The organism is Funiculus sociatus GB2-C1, from assembly GCF_039962115.1.
Lineage (GTDB): Bacteria > Cyanobacteriota > Cyanobacteriia > Cyanobacteriales > FACHB-T130 > Funiculus > Funiculus sociatus.
Window position 1 is genome coordinate 1 of the sequence record NZ_JAMPKJ010000009.1, and the last position, 19,086, is coordinate 19,086.

At 44.3% G+C, this 19,086-nt stretch carries 21 protein-coding genes; 7 read left to right on the top strand and 14 right to left on the bottom strand.

The window, feature by feature from the left end:
• Positions 1-101: 101 nt before the first annotated feature.
• Genes NDI42_RS06405 through NDI42_RS06425 form a run of 5 tightly spaced genes read right to left on the bottom strand, consistent with a single transcriptional unit; the run spans position 102 to position 1,218 of the window.
• On the bottom strand, positions 102-284 hold the full coding sequence (locus tag NDI42_RS06405) for a hypothetical protein (protein ID WP_190459472.1): 183 nt from the start codon (positions 282-284) through the stop codon (positions 102-104).
• 34 nt (positions 285-318) lie between these two features.
• Positions 319-471, bottom strand: coding sequence for a hypothetical protein (locus NDI42_RS06410; protein WP_190459474.1), 153 nt, complete (start codon positions 469-471; stop codon positions 319-321).
• Entirely contained in the window at positions 461-850 is a 390-nt protein-coding gene (locus NDI42_RS06415) for a type II toxin-antitoxin system VapC family toxin (protein WP_190459477.1), read from the bottom strand. The genes NDI42_RS06410 and NDI42_RS06415 overlap by 11 nt, the downstream gene beginning before the upstream one ends.
• Positions 843-1,073 carry a hypothetical protein gene (locus NDI42_RS06420; RefSeq protein WP_190459479.1) on the bottom strand — a complete coding sequence of 77 codons (231 nt, stop codon included), beginning with the start codon at positions 1,071-1,073 and terminating at the stop codon, positions 843-845. The genes NDI42_RS06415 and NDI42_RS06420 overlap by 8 nt, the downstream gene beginning before the upstream one ends.
• Positions 1,060-1,218, bottom strand: coding sequence for a hypothetical protein (locus NDI42_RS06425; RefSeq protein WP_190459481.1), 159 nt, complete (start codon positions 1,216-1,218; stop codon positions 1,060-1,062). The genes NDI42_RS06420 and NDI42_RS06425 overlap by 14 nt, the downstream gene beginning before the upstream one ends.
• Before the next feature lie 48 nt (positions 1,219-1,266).
• Here NDI42_RS06425 and NDI42_RS06430 point away from each other — a divergent pair, with 48 nt between their 5' ends.
• From NDI42_RS06430 to NDI42_RS06440, 3 genes are all read left to right on the top strand, one after another.
• Positions 1,267-2,055, top strand: coding sequence for a class I SAM-dependent methyltransferase (locus tag NDI42_RS06430; RefSeq protein ID WP_190459483.1), 789 nt, complete (start codon positions 1,267-1,269; stop codon positions 2,053-2,055).
• A gap of 23 nt (positions 2,056-2,078) precedes the next feature.
• Positions 2,079-3,002, top strand: coding sequence for a class I SAM-dependent methyltransferase (locus NDI42_RS06435; RefSeq protein WP_190459485.1), 924 nt, complete (start codon positions 2,079-2,081; stop codon positions 3,000-3,002).
• A 67-nt stretch (positions 3,003-3,069) separates the two neighbouring features.
• A complete protein-coding gene (locus tag NDI42_RS06440) occupies positions 3,070-5,007 on the top strand; it encodes a hypothetical protein (protein WP_190459487.1) in 1,938 nt (645 codons plus the stop codon).
• Between the two features lie 10 nt (positions 5,008-5,017).
• Here NDI42_RS06440 and NDI42_RS06445 read toward each other — a convergent pair whose 3' ends face one another.
• On the bottom strand, positions 5,018-5,836 hold the full coding sequence (locus tag NDI42_RS06445; RefSeq protein WP_190459489.1) for a DUF3598 family protein: 819 nt from the start codon (positions 5,834-5,836) through the stop codon (positions 5,018-5,020).
• A 25-nt stretch (positions 5,837-5,861) separates the two neighbouring features.
• Positions 5,862-6,764, bottom strand: a complete 903-nt coding sequence (locus NDI42_RS06450; RefSeq protein WP_190459491.1) for a permease-like cell division protein FtsX — start codon at positions 6,762-6,764, stop codon at positions 5,862-5,864.
• Positions 6,765-7,003: 239 nt separating this feature from the next.
• Between NDI42_RS06450 and NDI42_RS06455 the strand changes: the two genes are divergently transcribed.
• From NDI42_RS06455 to NDI42_RS06470, 4 genes are all read left to right on the top strand, one after another.
• Positions 7,004-7,879, top strand: coding sequence for a GNAT family N-acetyltransferase (locus NDI42_RS06455; protein ID WP_190459493.1), 876 nt, complete (start codon positions 7,004-7,006; stop codon positions 7,877-7,879).
• 131 nt (positions 7,880-8,010) lie between these two features.
• Entirely contained in the window at positions 8,011-8,583 is a 573-nt protein-coding gene (gene def / locus NDI42_RS06460) for a peptide deformylase (protein WP_190459650.1), read from the top strand.
• 12 nt (positions 8,584-8,595) lie between these two features.
• On the top strand, positions 8,596-8,790 hold the full coding sequence (locus tag NDI42_RS06465) for a hypothetical protein (protein ID WP_190425861.1): 195 nt from the start codon (positions 8,596-8,598) through the stop codon (positions 8,788-8,790).
• A 150-nt stretch (positions 8,791-8,940) separates the two neighbouring features.
• The gene (locus tag NDI42_RS06470) at positions 8,941-10,347 is read left to right on the top strand and encodes a PrsW family glutamic-type intramembrane protease (protein WP_190459495.1); all 1,407 of its coding nucleotides are present in this window, start codon (positions 8,941-8,943) and stop codon (positions 10,345-10,347) included.
• Here the strand turns inward: NDI42_RS06470 and NDI42_RS06475 are convergent.
• The 7 genes from NDI42_RS06475 to NDI42_RS06505 all read right to left on the bottom strand — a co-directional run bounded on the left by NDI42_RS06475 (position 10,339) and on the right by NDI42_RS06505 (position 18,837).
• Positions 10,339-11,388, bottom strand: a complete 1,050-nt coding sequence (locus NDI42_RS06475) for a YheT family hydrolase (RefSeq protein WP_190459497.1) — start codon at positions 11,386-11,388, stop codon at positions 10,339-10,341. The two genes, NDI42_RS06470 and NDI42_RS06475, sit on opposite strands and share 9 nt — an antisense overlap.
• An 80-nt stretch (positions 11,389-11,468) precedes the next feature.
• Entirely contained in the window at positions 11,469-12,080 is a 612-nt protein-coding gene (locus NDI42_RS06480; RefSeq protein ID WP_190459499.1) for an exopolysaccharide biosynthesis protein, read from the bottom strand.
• Between the two features lie 542 nt (positions 12,081-12,622).
• Entirely contained in the window at positions 12,623-13,081 is a 459-nt protein-coding gene (locus NDI42_RS06485; RefSeq protein ID WP_190459501.1) for a phosphate-starvation-inducible PsiE family protein, read from the bottom strand.
• Positions 13,082-13,206: 125 nt separating this feature from the next.
• Positions 13,207-14,067 (bottom strand): nitrate ABC transporter ATP-binding protein, encoded by an 861-nt coding sequence (locus NDI42_RS06490; protein ID WP_190425842.1) that lies wholly within the window; start codon positions 14,065-14,067, stop codon positions 13,207-13,209.
• A 370-nt stretch (positions 14,068-14,437) separates the two neighbouring features.
• A complete protein-coding gene (locus NDI42_RS06495) occupies positions 14,438-16,441 on the bottom strand; it encodes a nitrate ABC transporter ATP-binding protein (RefSeq protein ID WP_190459503.1) in 2,004 nt (667 codons plus the stop codon).
• Positions 16,442-16,525: 84 nt separating this feature from the next.
• Positions 16,526-17,362 (bottom strand): nitrate ABC transporter permease, encoded by an 837-nt coding sequence (gene ntrB / locus NDI42_RS06500; RefSeq protein WP_190459506.1) that lies wholly within the window; start codon positions 17,360-17,362, stop codon positions 16,526-16,528.
• Positions 17,363-17,463: 101 nt separating this feature from the next.
• Positions 17,464-18,837 (bottom strand): CmpA/NrtA family ABC transporter substrate-binding protein, encoded by a 1,374-nt coding sequence (locus NDI42_RS06505; RefSeq protein WP_190459507.1) that lies wholly within the window; start codon positions 18,835-18,837, stop codon positions 17,464-17,466.
• Between the last annotated feature and the right edge of the window lie 249 nt (positions 18,838-19,086).

The following is a 19,086-nucleotide window of genomic DNA, read 5'->3' on the forward strand; positions in this document are numbered from 1 at the left end:
TTGTCATGAATAGATGGCTGTTGTGTGGTAACTCTAGCCTCTCATGTCCCTCTACCCTTTTTCACAAATTCCCCGCGGCTATTGGCTTTCACCTACTTCTGTCAGGCAGTCAGGGTAAGAACCTGCTTGTGGTAATCAATAGCTTGTGAAAACTGAAACAGTCCTGCATAGGTCTCTGCCAGATGGCTCAGGCAAGCCAGCTCTTCTTGCCTATCTTGGGTTTGGCGGCAGGCGGACAACCGTTCTAGGTAGTAATCGATTGCTTGTTGAGCTTCTTGAGTCATGACTAATCTCACAGATATTAAAAGGCTGACATATTTAGTATTCCCAATTCGGCACAGGTTCTAACACACCCGGTAATTGTAAGTAATAAATCGCGTCTTCTGGCATAACGGAACCAGGAAGAGAGATCGCGTCCATCTTCCCCAGAATGCGATCGCTTCTACTAATATGGCGAGCGCTAACTATCAAATGGATTCAACACAATCAACCCATTGATGCGCTGAAAATCATTAACATTGCGAGTTACTAACGTACAACCCTCAATCAAGGCGCAAGCTGCTATTAAAGCATCTCCTAATTTAGTACGATAATCACGACGGATTTGAGCAGCACCATCTAAAACTGATTCAGTTAGTAATACACATCTGAGATTCCGCAAAAATTCTCGCATTTCTAACGCTTCAGTGTCGCTCAACGCAGGGTAACAGAGTAACTCTACCCAAGTAATGGGACAGTAAAATCCTGTAGCATCGCTCCTTTCAATTTCGTCAAAGATAAATTTTACAGCTAACTCTCCTTTAAAGAAGCCAATGATAATGTTAGTATCCAGTAGATATTTACTACTCATCCCATTCTGATCTGAGTTGCAACTGGAATTCTAGAGAATCAATGCGCTCAGGTAAAAATCCAAACCATTGGTCAAAATTTTTCCCTGGTGATTTTTGGCTGCTAGTCTGATGCTCTGATATTGCTCGCTGATGAATTAGTGCTGCTAATTCTTCTAACAGCCGTAGTTGTTCTTCAGCACTGAGGTTTTCTACCTGATGGCGTACCTCGTTATAAGTAGACATAGACTTTCTTCTGTAACTCTCGCGTCCTGATTCCAATATACACAGAGTGCGATCGCACCTGCCAAAATAGCGATCGCATCCATGTTTCCGAGAGTGCGATCGCATCCATGTTTCCGAGAGTGCGATCGCAACCCGAATAGAGCATGGTAGAGTATTTATTTCTATATAAATAAGCACAGCAGCTAGTCTCAATATGAGTAGGCAAGATTCACAAACTACATTTCAGAATCAGTGGAATGCAGAACTCTACGATCGTAAACATTCTTTTGTCTCGCAGCTAGGATCAGATGTGGTAGAAATGCTATCTCCAAAACATGGGGAATTTATTCTCGATATCGGCTGCGGAACAGGTCATTTATCCGAAAAAATTACAAATTTTGGTGCTAAAGTAGTTGGCATTGATAGTGCAGCCACGATGATTGAGCAGGCACGAAAAAATTATCCTGCTTTACAGTTTGAGGTAATAGATGCAACTAATTTACAATTTACAGAACAGTTTGATGCTGTCTTTTCAAACGCGGCACTTCATTGGATAAAAGAGCCTGAAAAAGTTGTGTCTGGTATTTATGGAGCGTTAAAACCAAAAGGGCGTTTTGTGGCTGAATTTGGCGGGAAGGGAAATGTTAAAGCAATCGTTACAGCTATCTATAATGCCATTCAAGCTGCCGGTTATCCTGTCGAGGAAGCTCTAAATCCTTGGTATTTTCCCAGTATTGGGGAATATGGTGCTTTATTAGAAGAACATAGTTTAGAGTTAACTTTCGCAACCCTATTTGACCGTCCAACACCATTAGATGATGGAGAACAAGGGATGCAAAATTGGATAAAAATGTTTGCAAATAATATTTTGACTGCATTTCCTGCTGATCAAAAAATGAGCATTATTGCTGATATCGAAAAGCAGTTGCGTCCAACACTGTATAAAAATGGCACTTGGTTTGCAGATTACAGACGAATTCGAGTAATTGCCATTAAAGATTAGCTCGTTTTAGCTTCAATTAAGCGATGGCACTACCTTGGTGTACCTTTCCCAAGCTTGCGATCGCGCACATTTTCCCCAGAATGCGATCGCATTTCCCGAATTGGAACTATATTAAGCGAATACCCAAATTGCTGAATTTAAAATTAAATTCTATGAAAATTCGCAACTATATCAGTTTGTTGGTGCGGCGAACTTTACCGGAAGTCTACAACACTTATCACGGGTACCAAAAGCTTAAACTTCCCGAAAACATCCAACGGATTAACAATCTAATCATTCAAAAATACGGTTTAGTTGTTCAAAGTGGCCCTTTTGCTGGCATGGTTCATGTAGGACGCAAGGGAGGCGCAGCATTAGTACCAACGCTTATAGGTTGTTACGAGGAAGAATTGCATGAAATTTTAGGCTCTGTAATTCAAACAAACTACGACAACATCATCAATGTTGGTAGTGGCGAAGGTTACTATGCAGTTGGATTTGCTTTAAAGATACCTACCGCCAAGATTTATGCTTTCGAGATTAACCCCATTGCTAGGCGAATGTCTAAGGAAATGGCACGAGCTAATGGTGTTTTTGACCGTATATTTTTTGCTGGAGAATGCGATATAAAAGCATTGAATGAGGCAATAGATAAAAAATCGCTAGTATTTATGGATTGTGAAGGCGGTGAAGTTGATTTACTACAACCGGATCTGGCACCTAATCTTAGATACAGCGACGTGTTAGTTGAATTACATGACTTTTTAAACCCAACAATTTCAGAAACTATTCTGTCCCGCTTTAAAGAAACTCATGATATCACGTTAATAAGTAGTACAAAGCGCGAGCCAGAAGCATATGCAGCAATTGGCTTCCTCAATGAAGAAGACCGTCAAATTGCTGTTAGCGAGTTTCGTCCAGCAGTAATGCAGTGGGCATTTATGACTGCTAAATCTTATCAAAAATAAGAGTATATTCAGCAACACAAAGATAAATTATGCCAAAATTATTACAGCTAAATAGCCTTTGTTGCTGATGAAACGGTTCACAATTTTTCGCTACGCAGCGACAGTATCCGTACTGGCTCTACTGGTATTGGCTTGTCGCGATCGCACTATTCTCGTATCCAGCGCCAATACACCTAGTCCAGATACTTTAAACTTACTTCAGGCGGAGCCGCCCCCTGCAAAGGCATTTAAAAACCAGTGGACACCTGAACTTGAAAAAGAATTTCAGCAACGAGCTAAAGAAGTTATTAAGTATTACGCAGGCAAAAAATATGGCAACACCTATGGAGAGAATGAAAAAGCGTCTTATCCTAATGCCATGTTTGACTTTTTGGATGGAAATCGGGAGAAAGCGATCGCATTTCTTGAAAATGAAGATAATCAAGCCAAAGATAACGCCCACACCGAAGGGATTGACTATTACTATTCTTTCACTCTCAAAGGACAAATTCGCAAATACTTCTTCTTCGGTAAATTCCTAGATCCTGCCTACAAACAACGAATGTTTTTAGGTGCAAAAAAGTGGACGCAGCAAGATCCCAATGGTCGTCCTCACCCAATTTATGGGCAAGGTCGTGGCGGTGACGGTTGGGGGCCAGAGGTGCGCGGTAGCTGGGTGGATGGACGCAATACAGATAATCTCAGGGCGATGCGAGAGATATCCGTTTATCTAATGGCGGAGGAAACTGGAAATGAAGATGTGCGACAGCTTTATAAAAAGAGAATTCAGCGGTATGTTTGGGCGCTTTATCATATTGGTATGGGCGAGTGGGATTCGGAAAATTATCACGGTCATACCCTAGCTGCGTATCTTAATCTTTACGATTTCGCTAAAGATACAGAAGCGAAAATGTTAGGTAAAGCAGCTTTAGATTGGCTTTGTGCTGCGGGGGCATTGAAGTATTATCACGGTGGTTTCGGGGGGCCATCTAAACGAGATTATGGTAATAGTAATGTAGTTTATGGTTCATCTGCCGCACGTTTGCTATGGCTATATTTTGGGGATAATTCGCTACCTAATCCTAAACCTGAACGCGATTCAATTCACGTAGTTACTAGCAGTTACCGTCCTCCATTGGCAGTTGTAGCATTAGCCAGAAAACAGTTTAAAAAGCCGATTGAATTACTTAGTACCAAGCCAGTTTATGAAAATTGGAAACCTGGAGGTGAAGATAAACCTGGTTATTGGGAAACCACATTTTTCGGTAATACTTATCAACTGGGTAGTGTTGTTGCAGAGTTTAGCGATGGTGATGTTGGAACTTTCAAATTGATGGCTGAAAATTCTCAGCGTGGGGTGGATTATTTTGTAGCCAATACTGGTAGCGACAGGCTAAAGCCTGGAAAAAATAAAGGCGATCAAATAGGACAATACCGCAATCTTTTGATTTGGCTACGGCCAGCCTCAAACCAACCCTTTTATTTTCAGATTCCTAAAACTGCCGTATCAGAAATTGAAGATGGAATTTGGTTCTTTAAGTTTGAAAAGACTTGGCTGGCTGTTCATCCCATAAACCTAAATAATTACACAAAAATTCCTATTAAAGGAAAAAAACTAGAGGAGTTATACCGCGATGAAGTAATGCTGAAAGCCACACCTCAAGGGAATCAATATGCTGGATTTACGCTGGAGGTGGGAGATAAAATTACAAGCAGTTATGCTAGTTTTAAAGAATCTGTGAAGAAAAAAAGTAAGTTGGACTTGAGCCAGATAGCAGCTGGTACAGTACAGCTAAAAGGAGTTAATGGCGATAATCTGAAAGTAACTCATAATTCTCAAAATGAGCTGCCAACTATTGTTCGCAATGGTGTCAAGTATGACTGGTTTAAAAATTATGCTTTATACAAGCCAACTGAAGGAAATAGCCCTATCTCTCTAGGTTGGAAACAAGGTAAACTGCGGGTAGAAGCTGGCGGTTTAGTGTTTGAAGAGACGGTTTCACGTGATGGAAAGGTGAGTTTATAAACTTTTCATGTCACCTTTTACGTTCTGTAACTAAGGTGAGGCTAACCCATTCCCCTTTATTGTTATAGCTGCGAATCATCCGTTGGCGCAAATTTGGTTGCAATAACCATCCTGCTTCTAGAAAAAAGGCTTGACCACCTTTCACTTGTAGGGGACAGTTGGAAGAGGCACCATCTGGTAATAATAATACTTGAATTGGCAGGTTATTTTGGTCAAAGTGAAGAATGGAACCGTTAATTTTAGCGGTTGAAGTGATGGTTCTGTCGCCAAAAGTCAATTTCTGAAATAAGCGATCGCTTTCTTTTTGCTCTACCTTCAGCGTGCTAGAATAAGTATCAGTGTTTTGATTGTCTGGATAAATTGTCACCGCTTCTCCCTGCCATTCTCCCACCAAATCATTAACAGTTAAGGCTGGGCGTTCTGGGGAGTCTGTCTCGGCTAATTTTTCCCGTATTAAGGTAATTCTATCTAACTTCCCTTCACGGTTAAATAGCTGCACCAAGCGCATCCTTCTGGTGCCATCAATCAAACCTAATTCCGCCCCAAATTCTGAGAAAGGAGCTTGTTGAATTGAGCCTTGAGAAAATGCCCCATTCTCAAAAAATAAAACGCTTTTTCCAAGAGAACTATATTCTAAAACTTTCTCTTCTGCCTGTTGACCGGGTGGTAAGCGGCGGATAATTTGGCGAATGGTTTGGTTATTGTTTAAACCTTCCAGGGAGACAACTGTAGGCGTGTCTTCCAGTAACTCTACTTGGGGCGAAAGTCGGGTAAATGAGCCTTGCCATTCCCCAAGATTTTGTAGTAAAGATTCCCATTGCGATCGCATAATTTAATTTTAGATTTTGGATTGATTATCGTACAGCAAAGCGACGGACAGCAAACAAACTCCCGATTAAGCCTACCGAACCGCCGAGACACAGGAGAATCACAGGTAACATAAAAATTTGTATTGGACTAAGTTGCAAACCGTTGACCAGAAATTGGATAAAATTCGGTTGAGAAGTAAGCAAGTTATTCAAAGTACGTCCAACGGTGCTGATGAGAAGCCAAGCGATCGCAGCCCCAACCAAACCAAAGGTAATTCCCTGTAAAATAAACGGCAGGTAAATCCATACCGTAGTTGCTCCCACCAGCTGCATTATCTCAATTTCCCGCCGTCGTGCCATCACAATCAGACGAATTGTTGTTGTAATTACTGCAACTGCCGTCAAAGTAAGTAAGGTGGTGATAGTAAGGCTAACGTAGCTCAGACCTTTATTCAGCTGAGCTAATCGTTGCAAAGCTTCATCCATATACTGTACGCCATCCACACCTGGGATTTTTACCAGCTTTTGGGCTAAAATTGGCACTATCTCAGAGTTACGTACCTTGACTTTTAGCTCATCCACGAGAGGATTTCCCTCTAGCTGCTGGGTAGCACCGTCGATATCGGAAATTAAGAGTTCTTTAACTAGAGATTTCCAAGCTTGCTCTTTGGAAATCGTTTTTATCTCAACCACTTCTGGCATTTTTTCCACAGCCGGGGCGACCATTTCCACTCGCGCCCCAGGATCTAAATATACAGATACTTCCAGTTGGCTGCCAAATTGAGTCAGCAGGCGTTCCATTTGCCAAGATGCTTGCAGACTCATGCCAAATAGAAACAGTAACACGGTGACTGTACTAACCGCCGCCCAGTTCATCCAACCGCCGCGTCGCAAGCCCCGCAATGTTTCGCGCAGTAGGTAATCTAATTTACTTAGGAATTTAAACACGAATTTCCTCCTCAACCACAGCCATCATCAGAGAGTTTATAGCACGGGCGTTCGATTCTTTGAAGAGTAGATTTTAGAGCTGCATTAGATTCTACTCTCCCGAATCGCTCCCCATTGCCTCTAATATGTTGTAGTATTTGTAGTATCTATAGCATTCCTAAATGATTCGTGAAGGCGAAATACCGGACTTCTTTAAGGAGTTCGGTATCTGAACCGCTGACAATAATTATGGTGAAGTTATGAATCAGTATCGCTTTAAACAGTCATTCTCTGCTGACTCCAATTTAAGTAATAAGTTGTTTGACTTGGTTGAAGTCGTGTTTCCTGGATTAGGGGAATTAACAGAATGCGGCAGAAAATTAGGCGCATCGTGGGAAGATGCTTCAACTCCGTTTATTCGCTTTCAGGACGACATAGCTGTTACCCATGTAGGAGTGTTAGAAATTCCTATGCAAATTATGGGACAAGCGGTGACTGTAGGGGGAGTACATGGAGTATGTACGCGGACGGAATTTCGCAGGCGCGGCTACTACCGCGAAGTGATGGAGGAGGTGCTGGAATACTGCGATAAATGCTATCAAACGCTGGTATTGACAACGCCGAACCCGGATTTTTATAAGCCTTTTGGCTTTCGCAAACTAGAAGAATTCGTGTTTAAAATCAGATGGGATTCCCAGAGCAGCAGGGATGGTTTTAGAATACTGAATTTTGATGATGCCAAAGATTTAAAATTGCTACACCGACTGTTGGAAACGCGGACACCTGTTTCTAATATTGTTGGAGTTGTGAAAGAAAAAGCCGTATTTTGCTTCAACGAAGGAACTCGCCCTTTATACTATGCAGAAGATTTGGATTTAATCGCTTGCATGGAGATAAAAGATACCCAACTCCACCTTTTTGATATAGTGGCAACGCAGATATGCCCGTTGAAAGAAATTATCGACAGAATACCCCAAACCATTGAAGAGGTAACGATATACTTTAGTCCTGAACTTTTGGATGCGGGAGATATCAGGGCATTTCCCCACGTATTTGATGAGACGGTGCTGATGGTGAGGGGTAAATTTGCCGCAGAGGGGGAAAAATTTATGCTACCGCGTTCGGCGCGTTGTTGATGAAAGTACGTGTTGGGGGACGAGAGTAAGGGAGTTAAGTAGCAAGGGAGCTAACAACTGAGAACTGTTAAGATATAAGAAAATCGCAATGTTTAAAATTTAGCTGTCTTGCGAGTCGCAATACCATGACCATGACGAGTGAAGTTGCCGTCGAAAAGAAAAAGTTAGAAAAACCGCCTTTAGAGATTCACTATATGGGCGATCGCGTCCTGCGTCACCCTGCCAAGCGTATTGCCAAGGTAGATAACGAAATTCGGCAACTCGTGCGGGAAATGCTGCAAACCATGTACAGCGCAGATGGTATCGGTTTGGCAGCCCCCCAAGTGGCAGTGCACAAACAGCTGATTGTCATTGACACCGAACCGGATAACGCCGCTAATCAGCCTTTAGTGCTGATTAACCCGGCTATCAAGAAATTCGGGCGCGACTTGTGTATGTTTCAAGAAGGCTGTCTTTCTATTCCTGGTGTTTATATCGACGTGAAGCGCCCGGAAATGGTTGAAGTCACTTACAAAGACGAACAGGGCCGTCCGCGTAGTATGAAGGCAACTGGGCTGCTTTCCCGCGCCATTCAGCACGAGATGGATCACCTGAATGGGGTGCTGTTTGTTGACCGCGTAGACAATGCTTTGGTGTTAAATGAAGAGTTGAAAAAGCACGGCTTCTCGGCTCAAGCTGTCAATCCCGCACCCAAGGGATGGTAGTATTCCGTCATGATGACTCCGAAAAGTGGTGTATTTTTGCTTGGTTCGTGCGTAGCAGGGATAGCAGCTGTTGGTTCCGTCTTTGAACTTGCTTCTGGAGACCCCCGGCTGGGTAGTCTGACTACGGGAATTATTCTGGCTGCCAGCATTCCCTTAGTGGGATTTCTATTTTATGCCGCCGTTCGAGATGCAAACCAAAATTCATGAAAAGGTGTGGAGATGTTGTATCCAGCGTCTCCACACCTTTTTATGGTTAGCCGCAACTTTAGTCGCCCTGTAATTTTTGCCAGAACCCTACTCGATAATCAGCGGTAATTGCTAAGCTAATCGCTAACGCTTTCTCCCAATCTCTAAAAAATGACTGGTCAGAGTTACGCAAATGGGTTTCTCCGGCTACTGTCCAGCGGTGCCACTACTACGCCTTTGCCGCCTTACGCGCTACCTGGAAATCGGGAAGTAACGATAGGGCGCGAACCAAGTTGTCAAATTGTCTTAGATTCTACCCAGCACGGTATTGTATCCCGTCGGCATGCCACTATTCGTCCTCTCTCGCAGTCGGGAGGCGCATCAGTAGGCTGGGAAATATGCGACATGAATAGTGCCAATGGCACCTATGTAAATGGGACACGCTTGCAGGGATGGCAAAAATTGCTGTCAGGCGATCGCATTATGTTAGGGCAAAACGGTGCCGAATTCATGTTTGAGTACCAAGTTGCCTCCGTCAAAACTCAACTGTCCTCGCCACCAGTAACGCCGCCGCCGCAGCTTCAGACGAAGGCAGTAATTGCGTCAGTAACGCCACCGCCACCTCAGCCAGAGGGGGTAACTTTTACCCAGTTATTTCCCATCCTTTCCACAGGAAGAGATTTAACTAAAAAAGCTTACTTGGTACCAGGCATTCTCACAGTCGCATTTGTAATCTTGCTGTTCGCCGCCGTAGGGACACCAATAGTATTTAATCTGGTGCTGGCATCTTATCTGGCTGGGGCGGCTTATTATTTTGTCTACCAACTTTGCGGCAAACATAAGCCGTGGTGGGTGCTACTGTTTTCAGCTTCAACTACCGCCTTAATTCTCGTCAGTCCGCTGTTACTAGGATTTATCTATGTTTTTCGCGTTATCCTGCCTGGGGACGTGGATACAATACTTAGAGGTGCCGAACAGGTAAGCTTTAGGGAATTTCCCAGTCTACTTGTGCGAATGTTTTTCGGCGCAGGGTTGATGGAAGAATTGCTGAAGGCGTTGCCAGTGCTGGCATTGTATTTAATTGGACGCAGGCTTCCTTCTAAGAAGTGGCGCGATCGCATCGGAGTTTGGGAACCCCTGGATGGTATTCTGCTAGGAACGGCTTCCGCAGTCGGCTTCACCCTGTTGGAAACCCTGGGACAATACGTTCCCAATATTATTCAAAACATCACGCTGCAAGCTGGGGAAGGGGCGGGAGAATTGGTAGGATTGCAACTTCTAATTCCCCGTATTTTAGGCTCAGTGGCAGGACACATGGCTTATAGTGGCTATTTTGGGTATTTCATTGGATTAAGTGCGCTCAAACCTAGTAAGCGTTGGACAATTCTAGTAGTAGGGTATTTCACCGCATCTGGACTCCATGCCCTCTGGAACGCCACAGGATCTGTCAGCGGTTTGCTGTTAGCAGTCGTGGGAGTGCTATCCTATGCCTTTTTGACAGCAGCAATTCTCAAGGCGCGTGCTTTGTCTCCAACGCGAAATTCCAACTTTGCTACCCGGTTTGGTAACTTACCGTAGCTTAAAAAACTCTAAAATTCGATTCCACGCCCACCAAGGATCAGGATCTTTTGCTTGATGCTGACATTCTCGACTGCTGATGTAGCCGACATGACCACCGTATTGAGTTAGCACTAAGTGGATGTTAGGATTGCGATCGCTTTCCTTCTTCAAATCTGCCACAATTGACGGATCGAACATTGGATCATCGGCAGCATATAAAATCAAAGTTGGTTTTTGCAGGTGAGGCAATATGTGTAATGCACTGCTAGCGTCATAATAGGCCTCCACTGAGGGAAAGCCCAAGCGTCCGATTACCAGTTCGTTATCAAAACCCCAAATACTATTAGCCCGTTCTATTGCTGCGGGCTCTATTGCCCCAGGATGAGCATCATACATCCGAATCGCCAGTTTTTTCAATTCTCGTGCGATCGCTTGTTCTAAATATCTGCCCAAGGGATCTTTCACTAAATAAGACAGCGAACGGTTAGAATCCAAACTCGGACAAATAACTGCCGCGCCCCCAATTTCCTCTTCCTGCAACCCTAAATCCTGACCTTCCTTCGTTAACTCCTGTGCAGCTTTTACCGCCCACAGTGCCAGTTGTCCCCCTAAAGAATACCCCGTAAACCAAAACGGTGCCGGACAACCCATTCCCTTCGCCGTCGCCGCAATACGGACAAAATCTTCCCCCTCGTACAAACCATCAGAAGTTAAGGTAGGAGACAACTCTGCTGTTTTGCCGTGCGCCCTCCAGTCAAAAAGTACCACTGCATAACCTTGGGCAAACGCTTTGCGTCCCAGCAGTCTTAGAAACCACTGGTTATCCAAACTGCCCGTAATGCCATAAGTGCCAACAATTGTACTGTGCGCCTTTTCTGGAATCGCCACCCAGCCAAAAATTGGCACGTTACCCGCACCTGTAAAAACTGTTTCTCGATAAGGTGGTTCCGGGTCTACAGTAGTCTTTTCCCATTCCTTACCTGCCTGCAAAGCAGTGTAGAGAGTCATTGATAGACCATTTCTTAGCAGCCAAGGCGGAGTGTAGGGAGGATTCTGCATGAATAAGCGCATTTAAAGCCGATTGTTGCCAGCATTGCTTAATACATTTTAACAAAGCAATATTTATTTATTTTGATTTTCTACTGCTGAAAAAATTGTTGCATAAACAGACTAAACGCTTGCCAAAACGTGCCTGCAATGAATACAAAGAACAAAGTAATCGCCCCAGTTAACCCATAGCTGACGCACATCAAAAAACCATCAGCTTCCAAAGTGGCAACGACAAACAACAAAATGCCAACTGCGGGAATCGGATTAGTCAACGGGATGGGTGACATCAACAATACCGTCAGCCAAGCAATACACACTCCATTCAATCGCCACGCATGGGGATTCTCTGCCACCCTACGAAAACGGGGACGAGTCAATTTTTCTAGCACACCTGTGACTCGTTGCAGGTTTTTCAACAGTTGCAGAATAAACCAGCGAGGAAATTTGAACTGACGAATTCGTTTCGGTAGCCAAGGAGAACGCCATCCAAAAGCCATCTGTAGCGCTAAAAGTAAGCTACCGCTACCTAAAACTACGGTAAATCCAGGCGGCATTGGAAACAGAAACGGCAGAGTGAGTAAGCCGATAACCAGGCTAAACCCTCGTTCAGAGGTTTCTGCCAGAATGTCTGCTAGGGTTAGCGGCTGATTGGCTAACCTCTCAAGCAGAGACTTAATATCTTGAGAAAATCTCAGGCGCATTGGGTGTTAGGTATTGGGTGTTGGGTGCCTACTGCGGTTGTCTTGTACCAGCCGATAAATAGTTTTATCCCATTCAGTCCAAACAAACATCAAAGCACTCAAGGATATGCCAGTAGCAATTTCAAATTTTAGATACGGCGGTTAGCCTTGTCTGTAGTCGGTATCCAAGAAATCTCGCAGCAGTGCCAGGTACATTATTTTCAGTTTTAACATAGTAGTCAAGGTAACAGATCCCACTAAGTAGGGATTTATGGTGGGGGCTGGGGCTAGGGGCTGGGGACTGGGTACAGGGGACTGGGTACAGGGGACTGGGGACTGGAGATTAGGTACTGGGAAATACGGTTCACTTAAAGCTAAAAGTCTACAACCTGTATAGGTTGAGGGGCATGGCGTTTAAGGAACCTCGCCCAACAAATGTTTATGTCTGTTGTGTGAGGTTCCAAAGACCCAACCTACAACTGGGGACTGAGTAAAAGAAGAATGCAACTCTTTCCTCTTCCCAGTTCCCAGTCCCCATTCCCCAATCTGCTTTATTCGCTATGCTATTTGGCATTCATGTGGCGAATAATCCAATAACTAATTGAAAGAGATAAAAGGGCAATTCCCAACCCAATTATGTCAACGCCTGATGTTTTTTCTAAATCTAGAATGATGATTTTCCGGGCAACAGCGATTAAAGAAGTAACAATAACTAACTCAACTTGAATAACGTGTTTTTTTAGATATGCAGTGATATTCTCTAAAATTTCAAGAGCAATTAAAACATTCAAAAATAATCCGAATATTTTGAATAATGTTTTGGTAAAAGGCTCTTCCGGTTGACCAATCAGCATTTGTACCAAAGAAAGGCCTAGATTCCAAATTGCTAACAGGATAACCAAAATCATCGCAACCGAAAGAACCTTGGAAACTATGCCCTCTATATTTTCCAGTGCGTGCAGAAAATTTTCATCTTTGAAAGCTGATCTAATTTGTTTGTTTAGCTTCTTACCTATCCACATTTTGCCAGTCTCTTTTTATAGACACACTATTCATATTATTTTAAAATTGCTAGTATTTTTGATAATTAACACGATAAAAGGCAAAAGGAAAAAAAGGTAGGTTATTTTTCCTTTTGCCTTTTGCTTTATTCGTCGTCGTGGGCGAAGCGATTGTAGAGAAAATCCAGAGCGTGATTCCGCAGTTTGTAGTATTGCGGATCTTCCATAATGCGAGCGCGATCGCGCGGACGCGGAAAAGGAATTTCCAGCACTTCGCCAATTTTAGCATGAGGCCCATTCGTCATCATCACCAATCGATCTGCTAGAAATAGAGCCTCATCAATATCGTGAGTGATCATCAACACCGTCGCCCGGTTGTCGTTCCAAATTTTCAGCAGTTCTTCCTGTAATTCTTCCTTGGTAATCGCATCCAACGCTCCAAAAGGCTCATCTAGAATTAAGACTTGGGGACGAATCGCCAAAGCACGGGCAATACTTACTCGCTGTTTCATCCCGCCAGATAGTTGGGGCGGCTTTTTGTCAGCAGCTTCTGTGAGTCCCACCATCGCTAGATGATCTCTTACAATCGCCCTTTTTTCAGCTTCCGGCTTATTAGGATAAACTGCGTTAACCGCCAGGTAAATGTTTTCAAACGCAGTCCGCCAAGGCAACAAAGCGTAATTCTGGAATACTACCATGCGGTCTGGCCCTGGCTGAGTGATGCGCTTAGAGCCAACCCGCACCTCGCCGCTGCTAGGCGTATTAAAGCCCGACACCATATTCAACAGTGTTGATTTGCCACAGCCAGAGTGACCGATGAGGCAGATAAACTCGCCTTGCTGTACGGTGAGGTTAACGTCTTCCAACACCGTGTAAGGGCCTTTTGGTGTTGGATAAACTTTGGAGACGTTCTCAATCACCAAAAACGGTGAACTAGGGGACTTTTGAGTTTTGAGTTTTGAGCTTTGAGTTAAAGAAGTTGAGGTTTGAAAGTTGAAGGCTTGCATGGCTGTTGAAGAGTTAGGAGTAGGGTGGGATTGTTTCGCTTACTTACTCAGCTTGTAGGCTTAAATTGCCAGATAAGGAACCGCTTCAGATACAGAAGACCTCTTGCCTAAATGCCTTGAACTAAAACTACTTGCAAAGCGAGAAGCAAGCTACAGGCTTAAAGCTAAAATCCGTTAAAACGGGCTGAAAATGTCTGCCAGTTAGCTAAAGCTAACTTTGGCGTTCAGCCCGAAATTTATTTCAGGGCTGACTTTTGCCAGAGGTCTAGAAAACGCAGAGGAGAGATAGCTTTAAGAGAAGCATTTGAGAGAATCAGTAAAAGGCAAGAGTAAAAACAGGAAATTCTTTCTTCTTGCCTTTTGCCTTTCTTTAAGCTGCTGTCTTCGTCCTTGAATCGATGACAACTTCCGCAACTGAAAAATCCTGTTTAATCGCCAGACTGTTGAGGTAGGCAATTGGGTCATCGGCATTAAAGGGAGTGCCATCGAACAATTGAATTGGGCCGCGAGTGTAACTAATATCAAGACCCAGTTCTCGCGCTGCTGTGCTGAACGCACCAACTCGACAGACTCGTTCCAGAATTTCTACCCAATTTCTGGGGAAAGGAGTATCGCCCCAACGCGCTAGCTGCGTCATAATCCAAAGTTGTTCAGTGCGACTGGGACGGTTGACACCACCTTCGCCGTAAAACTGGTGATGGGCATACTCGCGCATCGGATGCTCTAAGCTACAGGCAGAGTAGTTTGGTTCTCCCATCTGGATGTAAGCCAAATCGGTACTTACATACTCTCGCCGCGCCAATATCTCCCGAATTTCTTGGGCATTCGCTGTATCTGCACAGTATTTGCAAGCTTCTAAGAGAGCTTTAACTAAGGCAATGTGGGTGTTAGGATAAGCTGCTGCCCAATCTTCCCGCACCCCTAGAACTTTGCCTGGGTGTCCCAGCCAAATTTCTAAGTCTGTCGCAATCGTAAAGCCAATTTCTTCCTCGGCGGCGCGGAGGTTCCAAGGTTCGCCGACGCAGTAACCGTCAATCGTTCCGGCTTGCAAATCTACCACCATTTGGGCGGGAGGGATGGTTTTGAGGGATACGTCGCGGTCGGGGTCAATGCCACCTGCTGCTAGCCAATAACGCAGCAGCAGGTTGTGCATGGAACTGGGATGCACCATTCCCATCCGGTGCTGACGATCGGGAGTGCGACGCAGGTAATCTTTAAAATCAGATAAGGTGTACACGCCTTCCTCGTAGAAGTGCTTGGCGAGGGTGATGGCGTTGCCGTTACGGGTCATAGTCAGGGAGGTGACGACCGGAACGGGGCGGTTCTCATGACCTCCCAGGGTTAACCAGATGGGCATTCCGGAGGGCATCTGGGCAGCATCTAAATATCCGCCAGTCATGCCGTCGGTGATTCCCCGCCAGCTAGTTTCGCGCATCAGGTTGACTTCATCAAGTCCATGCTTGGTAAAGAAACCTTTTTCTTTAGCGATCGCTAGAGGCGCACAAGCGGTGAGAGGTAAGAAGCCAATATCGAGATTAACTTTTTCTAGTCCGTGACGCGCGATCGCGGTCGTCTTCCTGGCGCGAATTTTCTTAATCCGTTTCTGCTGATTGAGGAAGTAAATCATCTCACTCCGCAAACTGTAGTAGCTGGGATGTTCTACTACTTCCATCCGCTTGCGGGGTCGGGGAATATCAACTTCCAGAATTTGACCAATCTTGGATTCTGGCCCGTTGGTCAGCATTACAATTCGGTCAGACAACAGCACCGCTTCATCGACATCGTGAGTCACCATGACGGCTGTGACTTGGTTTTCTTCGCAGATTCTCATCAGCTGTTCTTGCAAGTTACCCCGTGTCAGTGCATCTAATGCACCAAACGGTTCATCTAATAGCAGTAACTTGGGACGAATCGCGAGGGCGCGTGCGATCGCTACCCGCTGTTTCATTCCACCCGATAATTGAGCTGGTGGTTTATCGGCAGCATGGCGCAACCCTACCATATCAATATGCTGCTCGACGATTGCTTTGCGTTCCCCGGCTGGCAAATCTTTCATCACCGAGTTCACAGCTAACGCAATATTTTCCCGTACCGTGCGCCAAGGCAATAGTGAATAATTTTGGAATACTACCATCCGGTCAGGGCCAGGTTTAGTAATGCGTTGTCCTTCCAACGTCACTACACCTTCAGTTGGCAAATCTAAACCCGCCACCATATTTAATAGGGTGGATTTACCACAACCGGAGTGACCAATTAGAGAAACAAATTCTCCCTTTTTTATCTGAAGGTCAATTCCTTTGAGGGCGACATAGGTGCCACCTCCGGTTAACGAAAACACCTTATCAATTTGGTCAACAGCAACAAAAACGCTCATCTACTTGTCCTATATCCTTTGTCAGGTGTCAGTTGTCAGTTTCTAATGGCTAATTGCAATTAGCCATTAACTATTAGCCATTAGTTACTTTTGTGCTTCAGGTACAATCCGCCTTTCGATCCAAGCCATCGCTTTATCTAGCACTAGACCAACAACACCGATGTAGATTAAAGCCAAGATAACTTCACTAACTGCGTTATTCTGATAAGCTTCCCAGATAAAGAAGCCAATCCCGACAATCCCGGACATCACAATTTCTGCTGCGATAATTGCCAACCAAGCCAAACCGATTGCAATTCTCAAACCTGTGAAAATGTAGGGTAAAGCAGCAGGAATGAGAATATTGAAGAAGTATTCTTTCCGTGAAAGCTGCAAAACTTTGGCGACGTTGTTGTAATCTTGAGGGATTTGCTTCACTCCCACCGCTGTATTAATCAAGATAGGCCAGATAGCGGTGATAAAAATTACGAAAAGGGCGGCTGGTTCGTTTTGGCGCAATGCTGCCAAAGAAATTGGCACCCAAGCTAGAGGCGGTACAGTTCGCAATAACTGGAAGAGGGGGTCTAAAGCTTTGGACATCAATTTATTCGTACCAATCAAGATGCCCAAGGCAATACCAATAATCGCTGCTAAGGAGTAACTAATAGCCACCCGCTGTAAACTAGCGAGAATTTGCCAAAACAAACCTTTGTCCGTACCACCTTTGTCATAAAAAGGCCAGAAAATTAGTATCCAAGTGTCTTTAACTACCTGAATAGGTCCTGGTAGCGTTGCACCCGGAGTCCAAGAAAACAGCTGCCACACGAGGAGGAAGATAGCGATCGCGATAAATGGCGGTATCAGGTCGGGGAATTGCTTGTTTAGGCGGGAGAACCAGGCGTTCTGGGAAGTAGTTGAAGGGCGTCTTTGTAGCGTTGTCATGGACAGTCTTCTCCTAAAGTTGGGTAATGGTAATGGGTGATTGGTCTACTATTTTTTGTCCGTTGTCTGCTATTTGTTACCAACTAACTGCTGATAACAGACTAAGCTTTCACTTTCTTGATTTTCAGTTGTTGCAGGTAAGCTGTGGGATTTTCTGGGTCAAACTTGACACCATCAAAAAACTCTTCAACGCCACGAGATGTACTGGTGGGGATATCAGCAGCAGCGATTCCTGCTTCCTTAGCCGCTTCTCTCCAAATATCCTCCTTGTTGACTTTATCAATAATGGTTTTAGCATTTGCCAACGTAGATTCAGGCAAAAAGCCCCAGCGGACGCTTTCTGTGATAAACCAAAGATCGTGGCTCTTATAGGGATAAGAAACACTACCTTTTTCATCTTTCCAGTAATAAGGTGCCATTGATTTATCGTCAATGACACGACCATCGCCCATATCGTATTTGCCCATCATTGGGTTTTCAAGAATTTCTGGTGCAAGGTTGAAATAATTCCGTGAACCGAGAATTTGTACTGCTTCTTTCCGGTTATCAAAATTATCTAACCACTGTTGCGCTTCCATGATACCTTTCAAAATCGCTTTAGTTGCCTTGGGATTTTTATCAACCCAATCTGCTCTTAAAGCCAAGTATTCTTCAGGATGATTTTTCCAAATTTCTGCGGTTAATGCCGCCATGAAGCCAATCTTATCTTTAACAATTCGATAGGGCCAGGGGTCACCTGTACTGAAAGCATCCATCGTCCCCGTCTTCATGTTGGCAACAGTTTGAGCAGATGGTACGGGAATTAATTTCATATCAGCATCTGGGTCAATGCCGTTTGCTCCTAACCAGTAGCGAATCCAGAAATCTTGGTTAACTTGAGGAAAAGTATGGGCGGCTGTAAACGGAGTATTTGCTGATTTGAGTTGGTTGAAGAATGCAGTTGCGCCGTTCATTTTTAATGACATTCCTTTCCCTAGATGCTTGCTAGCAAGGGCAATTCCATTCCCATGAGTATTCAACTGAGCTAGTAAGTACATGGGAATTTTTTGATTACCTTTGGTGATAATACCTTCAGAAATCAAATGCGGCATTGGCATCTGATATTGGCCGCCATCAACACCGCCACCGGCTGAACCAATCTCGGTGTTATCCCGCATGGAACCCCAGGAAGCTTGCTTGGAAAGTTCAACTTCCGCCATGCCGTATTTAGCGAAGAAACCTTTTTCTTTAGCAATAATTAGGGGAGCAGATTCTACAATGGGGACAAATCCTAGTTTTACTTTAGAAGTTTCTGGCGCTTGTTCTGGGCTGATGTTAGCAGCAGGAGCAGCACCCGTAGTTGTCTGTGCTAGAGTGCCGTTGCCTGGTTCGGGGGGATTTCCCAAACAGCCTTTTAGCAATACAGAACCTACAGCAGATGCTCCAACAGTTAAGAGAAATTTGCGGCGGGAAACTTGATTGGAAAACTGGCTCATAACATCTCCTCGGAATGGATTCCCTGTGATTTTGTAGGCAGCAGATACTTCTTAAAAAGATGCTTTTTAAACGCAAACGGCTATGCCAATTAGATACAGCAAAGCCCTATTTCCTATAAAGGTTAAAGGTTTACTGCAATTGATAATTGGTCGCTATAAGCTAGCCGCTAACCTACTTATAGGTGTGCGGCAATTAGCTTCAAAAAAGTTTGCTAAATTCAGTTGCGTTAACTGCTAGATGTCAGTCAA

What these genes read in the sequence shown, in the direction of transcription:
- NDI42_RS06405 (WP_190459472.1), bottom strand. Translation starts at nt 284, where the DNA reads ATGACTCAAGAAGCTCAACAAGCAATCGATTACTACCTAGAACGGTTG.
- NDI42_RS06415 (WP_190459477.1), bottom strand. Translation starts at nt 850, where the DNA reads ATGAGTAGTAAATATCTACTGGATACTAACATTATCATTGGCTTCTTT.
- NDI42_RS06420 (WP_190459479.1), bottom strand. Translation starts at nt 1,073, where the DNA reads ATGTCTACTTATAACGAGGTACGCCATCAGGTAGAAAACCTCAGTGCT.
- NDI42_RS06425 (WP_190459481.1), bottom strand. Translation starts at nt 1,218, where the DNA reads ATGCTCTATTCGGGTTGCGATCGCACTCTCGGAAACATGGATGCGATC.
- NDI42_RS06430 (WP_190459483.1), top strand. Translation starts at nt 1,267, where the DNA reads ATGAGTAGGCAAGATTCACAAACTACATTTCAGAATCAGTGGAATGCA.
- NDI42_RS06435 (WP_190459485.1), top strand. Translation starts at nt 2,079, where the DNA reads ATGGCACTACCTTGGTGTACCTTTCCCAAGCTTGCGATCGCGCACATT.
- NDI42_RS06440 (WP_190459487.1), top strand. Translation starts at nt 3,070, where the DNA reads ATGAAACGGTTCACAATTTTTCGCTACGCAGCGACAGTATCCGTACTG.
- NDI42_RS06445 (WP_190459489.1), bottom strand. Translation starts at nt 5,836, where the DNA reads ATGCGATCGCAATGGGAATCTTTACTACAAAATCTTGGGGAATGGCAA.
- NDI42_RS06455 (WP_190459493.1), top strand. Translation starts at nt 7,004, where the DNA reads ATGAATCAGTATCGCTTTAAACAGTCATTCTCTGCTGACTCCAATTTA.
- def (WP_190459650.1), top strand. Translation starts at nt 8,011, where the DNA reads ATGACGAGTGAAGTTGCCGTCGAAAAGAAAAAGTTAGAAAAACCGCCT.
- NDI42_RS06465 (WP_190425861.1), top strand. Translation starts at nt 8,596, where the DNA reads ATGACTCCGAAAAGTGGTGTATTTTTGCTTGGTTCGTGCGTAGCAGGG.
- NDI42_RS06470 (WP_190459495.1), top strand. Translation starts at nt 8,941, where the DNA reads ATGACTGGTCAGAGTTACGCAAATGGGTTTCTCCGGCTACTGTCCAGC.
- NDI42_RS06475 (WP_190459497.1), bottom strand. Translation starts at nt 11,388, where the DNA reads ATGCAGAATCCTCCCTACACTCCGCCTTGGCTGCTAAGAAATGGTCTA.
- NDI42_RS06480 (WP_190459499.1), bottom strand. Translation starts at nt 12,080, where the DNA reads ATGCGCCTGAGATTTTCTCAAGATATTAAGTCTCTGCTTGAGAGGTTA.
- NDI42_RS06485 (WP_190459501.1), bottom strand. Translation starts at nt 13,081, where the DNA reads ATGTGGATAGGTAAGAAGCTAAACAAACAAATTAGATCAGCTTTCAAA.
- NDI42_RS06490 (WP_190425842.1), bottom strand. Translation starts at nt 14,067, where the DNA reads ATGCAAGCCTTCAACTTTCAAACCTCAACTTCTTTAACTCAAAGCTCA.
- NDI42_RS06495 (WP_190459503.1), bottom strand. Translation starts at nt 16,441, where the DNA reads ATGAGCGTTTTTGTTGCTGTTGACCAAATTGATAAGGTGTTTTCGTTA.
- ntrB (WP_190459506.1), bottom strand. Translation starts at nt 17,362, where the DNA reads ATGACAACGCTACAAAGACGCCCTTCAACTACTTCCCAGAACGCCTGG.
- NDI42_RS06505 (WP_190459507.1), bottom strand. Translation starts at nt 18,837, where the DNA reads ATGAGCCAGTTTTCCAATCAAGTTTCCCGCCGCAAATTTCTCTTAACT.